Here is a 6,768-nt window from a genome sequence, read left to right as displayed (position 1 = left end):
CGCCGTTGACAGTGCGCGCGACGATGGTGCTTTCGCCCAGGCGGTTGCGCAGGTCGGTCGCCACCAGACGGGTGAAACGGTCCGACTCGAAGGGCTCCCAGCGGTCACCCGGCTCGCGCGGCAGGATCTTGACCGCCTCCTGGTCGCTCATGGTCTTGACCACGGCGATGCGGTTGATGCCATCCGAGAAGCGCAGCGCAGCGCGCGACAGGTTCACCAGGCTGGCGATCTGCTGCGAGGCCTGCACCGCGCGCGGTTCGAACTCGAGCTGGCGCAGGGTCTGCACCCAGGCAAACACGCCCCCGAACAGCAAAAGGCCGAGCAGGAAGAAAGTGCGCCAGAACAGGTTCAGCGCAAAAGGGGGGCGGTTGATGGGCATTCAGCGAGCTTGGGCCTGCACCTCAGGCCTGTGATCAGCTCGCATTGTCAGTTCTCCATGCATCAATACGGCAAACGCGACGCATGAATCCAACAGAACCCCCTTGAGGAGGAGGCGCCGAAGGCGCTTCGGGGGTGGGTCAGTTCGTGTCTCCCGGCACGAAGACATAACCGACGCCCCAGACGGTCTGGATGTAGCGCGGGTTGGACGGATCGGGTTCCAGCATCTTGCGCAGGCGCGAGATTTGGACATCGAGGCTGCGGTCGAAAGGCTCGAACTCTCGGCCGCGGGCCAGCTGGGCCAGCTTGTCGCGGCTCAGCGGCTGGCGCGGGTGGCGCACCAGGGCCTTCAGCATCGAGAACTCACCGGTGGTCAGCGTGATCTGCTCGCCGTCCTTGGTCAGGCGGCGCAGCGACAGGTCGAACTCGAACGGGCCGAAGTTGACGACCTGCGGGTCCTTGGCCGGGGCGCCAGGCGCCTCTTGCGCCGGGCGGCGGCGCAGCACGGCGTGGATGCGGGCCAGCAGTTCGCGCGGGTTGAAGGGCTTGGGCAGGTAATCGTCGGCGCCGACTTCCAGGCCGACGATGCGGTCGACGTCTTCGACCTTGGCCGTCAGCATGATGATCGGCGTGGAGTCGTTGGCGGCACGCAGGCGGCGGCAGATCGACAGGCCGTCTTCGCCGGGCAGCATCAGGTCCAGCACGATCAGGTCGATGGTTTCGCGCGTCTGCAGCCGGTTCAACGCTTTGCTGTCCTCGGCCAGCAGCACCTCAAAACCTTCTTGCGTCAGATAGCGCCGCAGCAGGTCGCGGATGCGGGCGTCGTCATCGACGACGACGATGCGGTCCGGGCGGGCGTTGCTGGTGGTGCTCATGTCGACTCCTAATTTGTAACAGAGGCATTGTGCAAGCCGAAAACGGGGTTTCTGGGCAGTCTGACCCTCTGTTACAAATGTTGCCCCACCTGCCATTCGGTTGCGTCAGCCGCCGTAGAGGGGTAGATCATTGAAGGGTCATCGCCACTTCAATGCTTGCCATGCCCTTTGTTCGTCGCCTCGCCACCCGCCACTGGGTCGCTCTTTCACTGGCCTTGACGTCCGTGTTGGCCGCGGCTGAGGCGCCACCGTCGCCGATGGCCACGCCGCTGCAAGGCGTGCTGACACTCACCGCCACGGCGACTGTCGAGCTGCCGCAGGACTGGATGATGCTGACGCTGTCGGTCAACCGCGAAGCCACCGACGCTGGCACGGTGCAGACGCAGATGAAGCAGGCGGTGGATGCCGCGCTGGTCGAGATCCGCCGCGTCGCGAAGCCGGGCCAGGTCGAGGTTCAGACCGGCGCCTTCTCGGTCCAGCCACGCTACAGCCAGAAGGGCCAGCTGAACGGCTGGCAAGGCCGGACAGAGCTGACGATCCAGGGTCGTGACATGGCAGCCATCGCTCAGCTCAGCGGCCGCATCAGTTCGATGACGATCGCGCGGGTGGACTATGGTCTGTCACGCGAGGCGCGTGAGAAGGTCGAAGGCGAAGTGTCGGCTCAGGCGGTGGCGCGCTTTCGTGCCCGCGCCGACGAGCTGGCCAAGCAGTTCGGCTATGGCGGCTACCTGATCCGCGAAGTCAACGTGTCGACCGACTCTTCGGCCCCGCCACCGCCGCCTTACCCGCGCGCCGGGATGATGGCCAAGGCCGAAGTCGCCGACGTGGCGCTGCCGACCGAGCCGGGCAAGGGCAGCGTGACGGCCAATGTCAGCGGCAGTGTGCAGATGAAGTAGGAGCGGCGACGGCCGTCGCGGGCCGCCGCGCTCTGCTCATTGCGCTATCCAACCGCCATCCACATTGATGGCGGCGCCGCGGATGTTCGATGCCGCCGGTGAGCACAGGAACACCGCCAACCCAGCCAGCTCTTCCGGCGTCGTGAACTGCAGCGAAGGCTGCTTCTCGGCCAGCAATTGCTTCTTCGCTTCTTCGATGCTGATCTTGTCGGCTGCCGCGCGTGCGTCGACCTGCTTTTGCACCAGCGGCGTCAGCACCCAGCCCGGGCAGATGGCGTTCACGGTGACAGGTGTCGTCGCCGTTTCCAGCGCCACGGTCTTGGTAAGGCCGATCAGGCCGTGCTTGGCGGCCACGTAGGCCGACTTCTGCGCCGAGGCCACCAGGCCGTGGACCGAGGCCACGTTCAGGATGCGGCCGAAGCCGCGCGCCTTCATGCCCGGCAGCGCGATGCGGATCGCGTGGAAGGCCGAGCTGAGGTTGATCGCGATGATCGCGTCCCAGCGCTCGACCGGAAAATCTTCGACCGGCGCCACATGCTGGATGCCGGCGTTGTTGACCAGCACGTCGACCGCGCCGAACTGTTCTTCGCAAGCTTTGATCATTGCCTCGATCTCGGCCGGCTTGCTCATGTCGGCCCCGTGGTAGCTGAGCTTGGCGCCGCCGGTGACGAACTTGGCCACCTCGGCCTTCGCCGCTTCGGCGTCGCCAAAACCATTGAGCATCACGTTCGCGCCTTGCGCGGCGAACGCCTGGGCGATGCCCAGGCCGATGCCGCTGGTGGATCCGGTGACGAGCGCGGTCTTTCCGTTGAGCATGAAAATTCTCCGGGTGGGGTTGCTACAGTGATTATCAAGAACCTCAGCTTGCAAGAACATGAACACGACGGTTTCACCCCGCTTCGACAGCGTGCAATGCCTGGACTCGCGGGGCCTGCACCGCATGGCCTGGGCCGAATGGGGCGACCCGGCGAACCCGAAAGTGCTGGTCTGTGCGCACGGCCTGTCGCGCCAGGGGCGTGACTTCGATACGTTGGCCCAGGCACTGGCTGCCGACTATCGCGTGGTCTGCCCCGATGTGGTGGGCCGCGGCCGCTCGGACTGGCTGGCCGACCCGATGGGCTACGCGATCCCAACCTATGTGTCCGACATGGTCACGCTGCTGGCGCGGCTGAACGCGCAAGAGGTGCACTGGGTTGGCACCTCGATGGGCGGCTTGATCGGGCTCGGCCTCGCGGCGTTGTCGAAATCGCCGATCCGCAAGCTGGTGCTGAACGACGTCGGGCCGAAGATCGAGTTCGAAGCGCTCGTGCGCATCGGCGAGTACCTGGGCGACCCGGTGCACTGGGACACGTTGGACGAAGCGGCCGATGCGCTGTGGGCTGTTTCGCAAAGCTTCGGCCCACACACTCGCGAGCAGTGGTTGGCGCTGACACGGCCTCAGCTCATCGCCGACGGCACCGGCTTCAAGCCGCACTACGACCCTCGGCTGGCGCTGCCGTTCAACGCCGTGACGCCGCAGATTGCCGCAGCCGGCGAGGCGATGCTGTGGCAGATGTACGACCAGATCCGATGCCCGACGCTGCTGATCCGCGGCGCTGAGTCCGACCTGCTGAGTGTCGAGACGGCCACGCAGATGACGCAGCGCGGCCCGCGCGCGCGCCTGCATGAGGTGACTGGCGTTGGCCATGCGCCGATGCTGGTACAGCCCGACCAGGTCGAGGCCGTGCGCAGTTTCCTGCTCGGCCCATGAAGAGCCAACCCGTTGCGCTGGACGAACCGTCAGCGCCAATCGTGGTGCTGGCCGATGATCTGAGCGCGCCGTCGGCATCGCCCTCTGCCCGCGCACCTGCCGGTGGTGACTACGGCGCCTCGGCGCTCGAGCGAGCCCGCGCGTTTGCCGAGCCGCTGCTGCGGGGGCGTGCGCTGGACACCGGCGAGGATGCCTTTGCCCACGCCGAGGGCGTGGCGGCGGTGCTCGCCGCGATCGGCGGTGCGCCGGGGTTGCAGGCGGCCGCCTACCTGGTCTATGCGGGCGACTTTCTGCAGCGGCCCGAAGAGGTGGTGTCGAAGGCGTTTGGCGAGTCGTATGGCAGCCTGGTCGCGCTGACGCGCAAGCTGGTGCAGATCCAGCGGGCCGCGCGCGAGGCGCATGTCGAAGAAGAATTCCAGGCCCGCCAGACCGAGCGCGTGCGCAAGATGCTGCTGGCGTTCTCGCGCGATCTGCGTGTCGTGCTGCTGCGCCTGGCTTCGCGGCTGCAGACTCTGCGCTACTACGCCGCCTTCAAGCAGCCGTGCCCGCCGGCGTTGGCGGCCGAATCGCAGCAGGTGTTCGCGCCGCTGGCCAGCCGGCTCGGCATCTGGCAGATCAAGTGGGAGCTGGAAGACCTGGCCTTCCGCTTCCTGCAGCCCGACGACTACCGCCGCATCGCCAAGCTGCTGGCCGAAAAACGCATCGAGCGTGAGGCCGGCGTCGAGGTGGTTCGCCGGCAAGTGGCCGAAGACCTGAATGCGAGCGGCGTGGCCGCGCTGGTCTACGGCCGGCCCAAGCACCTGTACAGCATCTGGAAAAAGATGCAGGGCAAGCAACTCGATTTCGACGAGGTGCTGGACGTGCGCGCACTGCGCGTGATCGTGGCCGACGTGCCGGCGTGCTATGCGGCGCTCAGCCGCGTGCACGAGCGCTACACGGCGGTCAGCGGCGAGTTCGACGACTACATCGCCAAGCCCAAACCCAATGGTTACCGCTCGCTGCACACCGTGGTGTTGGGCGATGACGATAGACCGATCGAGGTGCAGATCCGCACGCAGGCGATGCACGAGCATGCCGAGTACGGCGTGGCAGCGCACTGGGCCTACAAGGAAGCGGGCGTCAAGGGTTACGCCGGCGTCAGCGCTGCGGGCGAGTTCGAAGAGCGTGTGGCCGAGGCGCGCAAAGCGGTGTTGCGGCAGTTGCTGGCCTGGGAGCGAGGCTTCTCTTCCCCGGGCGCGCAGGGGGCACGCGCGGACACGGTGGTGCCCGAAGGCGAAGCGGGCAGCTTCGACGACCGCATCTACGTCTTCACGCCGCAGGCCACGATCATCGAGTTGACAGCCGGCGCGACGCCGATCGACTTTGCCTACGCGGTGCACACCGATCTGGGCCACCGTTGCCGCGGTGCCAAGGTCGACGGCGCGATGGTGCCGTTGAACAAGCAGCTGCAGAACGGCCAGACGGTCGAGGTGACTGCGGCGAAAGAGGGCGGCCCTTCACTCGATTGGCTGAACCCGGAACTCGGCTTCCTGCAAAGCCCACGCTCGCGTTCCAAGGTGCGGGCCTGGTTCAACGCGCAAGCTCACGGTGAGACGATCGCCAAGGGCCGCGAGCTGGTCGAAAAGCTGCTGCAGCGCGAGGGCAAGACGGCGCTGAAGCTCGACGACTTGGCCGAGCGGCTGGGTTTTCGCGACGCGCAGGCCTTGTTCGAAGTGGTCGGCAAAGACGAGTATTCGCTTCGCAACATCGAGACGCTGCTGCGGCCACCCGAGCCGACGCCCGAAGAAGACGAGATGCCGGCGCTGCGCCGCTCGCGCGCCGATGCGACCGGCTCAAAGGGCGGCGTGTTGGTGGTGGGCGTCGAGTCGCTGCTGACGAACCTGGCGCGCTGCTGCCGCCCGGCGCCGCCTGATGTGATCGGCGGTTTCGTCACCCGTGGCAAGGGCGTGGCGATCCACCGGCGCGACTGCACGAACTTCCGCCACATGGCCGACCGCATGCCCGAGCGCGTCATTGCGGTGGAGTGGGGCACGCCGCCGAAGGACCGTGACGCGGCCTACCCGGTGGATGTGTCGATCGAGGCCGGCGACCGCCAGGGCCTGCTGCGCGACATCTCGGAAGTGTTCGCGAAAGAGAAGATGAACGTGACCGGTGTGAAGACGCAGTCGGTGCGCGACGTCGAAGGCAAGACCGCGTGGATGACCTTCACCGTCGAGGTGGCCGACGCCTCACGCTTGCGCCAGGTGATGGCGCAGGTCGCACGCGTGTCGGGCGTGCGTCACGTGCGGCGCAAGTAGGCTGCAGCCAACCGCCGACCCGGAAGCTGCGCTCGACCGACGGAACTGCCATTGACCACCACGAACCCGTGAGCGGCGTGGCGCCTGCTGACTCAGCAGCATCGATGGCGCTGTAGGCCGGGCCTCTGGTCAAACTGCCCCAAAACCTGCTATAGTGCGAGGCTTCGCAGCAGGCGCGTAGCTCAGTTGGTTAGAGCACCACCTTGACATGGTGGGGGTCGTTGGTTCGAATCCAATCGCGCCTACCAGACATGATGGCCCCTGGTTCTTCACGGAACCAGGGGCTTCTCGCTTTCTGGGCATCCGGGCCTGCATCCGACCCCCCAAGAATGACGTTTGCGCCGCGTGCAATACGCCACAGGTGCCGGTCGTGCAGGGATGGTGTTGGCGGCCGAGCTTGTTCACCATTGGCGTCACGGGGGATGACTCACATGTTTCACCACGAACGTCCAAGCGCTGACCGTTCCGCAGCAACTTTCCCGGCCCACGCCAGCGCGGAACTGCGCGGCGCCAAGCCGCAGCGCGAGAGCGGCTGGCTCGAATCGTCCTGGGATCTCAGTCACGGCCTGGAG

5 protein-coding genes, 1 tRNA gene and 1 pseudogene are annotated in these 6,768 nt (G+C 66.5%); 4 read left to right on the top strand and 3 right to left on the bottom strand.

Annotated features, from left to right (window positions below; translation table 11 throughout):
* Both AC1DYI_RS23125 and ompR read right to left on the bottom strand, forming a co-directional pair.
* A pseudogene (locus AC1DYI_RS23125) lies at positions 1-379 on the bottom strand (two-component sensor histidine kinase); the annotation flags it as partial.
* Positions 380-518: 139 nt separating this feature from the next.
* Positions 519-1,253 carry an osmolarity response regulator transcription factor OmpR gene (ompR, locus tag AC1DYI_RS23120; protein ID WP_329720229.1) on the bottom strand — a complete coding sequence of 245 codons (735 nt, stop codon included), beginning with the start codon at positions 1,251-1,253 and terminating at the stop codon, positions 519-521.
* Between the two features lie 161 nt (positions 1,254-1,414).
* Between ompR and AC1DYI_RS23115 the strand changes: the two genes are divergently transcribed.
* Positions 1,415-2,149 carry an SIMPL domain-containing protein gene (locus AC1DYI_RS23115; RefSeq protein ID WP_477206478.1) on the top strand — a complete coding sequence of 245 codons (735 nt, stop codon included), beginning with the start codon at positions 1,415-1,417 and terminating at the stop codon, positions 2,147-2,149.
* Positions 2,150-2,185: 36 nt separating this feature from the next.
* Here AC1DYI_RS23115 and AC1DYI_RS23110 read toward each other — a convergent pair whose 3' ends face one another.
* Complete coding sequence (locus AC1DYI_RS23110; RefSeq protein WP_477206477.1) at positions 2,186-2,965, bottom strand: 3-hydroxybutyrate dehydrogenase; 780 nt, start codon at positions 2,963-2,965, stop codon at positions 2,186-2,188.
* Between the two features lie 58 nt (positions 2,966-3,023).
* Here AC1DYI_RS23110 and AC1DYI_RS23105 point away from each other — a divergent pair, with 58 nt between their 5' ends.
* The 3 genes from AC1DYI_RS23105 (at position 3,024) to AC1DYI_RS23095 (ending at position 6,444) form a co-directional block, all read left to right on the top strand.
* Entirely contained in the window at positions 3,024-3,899 is an 876-nt protein-coding gene (locus tag AC1DYI_RS23105; protein ID WP_477206476.1) for an alpha/beta fold hydrolase, read from the top strand.
* A complete protein-coding gene (locus AC1DYI_RS23100; protein WP_477206475.1) occupies positions 3,896-6,196 on the top strand; it encodes a RelA/SpoT family protein in 2,301 nt (766 codons plus the stop codon). The genes AC1DYI_RS23105 and AC1DYI_RS23100 overlap by 4 nt, the downstream gene beginning before the upstream one ends.
* 171 nt (positions 6,197-6,367) lie before the next feature.
* Positions 6,368-6,444: transfer RNA gene (locus tag AC1DYI_RS23095), tRNA-Val, on the top strand.
* The last annotated feature ends 324 nt before the right edge of the window (positions 6,445-6,768 follow it).

The organism is Ideonella sp. P3_A4 (assembly GCF_056403075.1).
The sequence above is the reverse complement of the archived record's forward strand: the minus strand, read 5'-3'. Positions and strand labels throughout refer to the sequence as shown.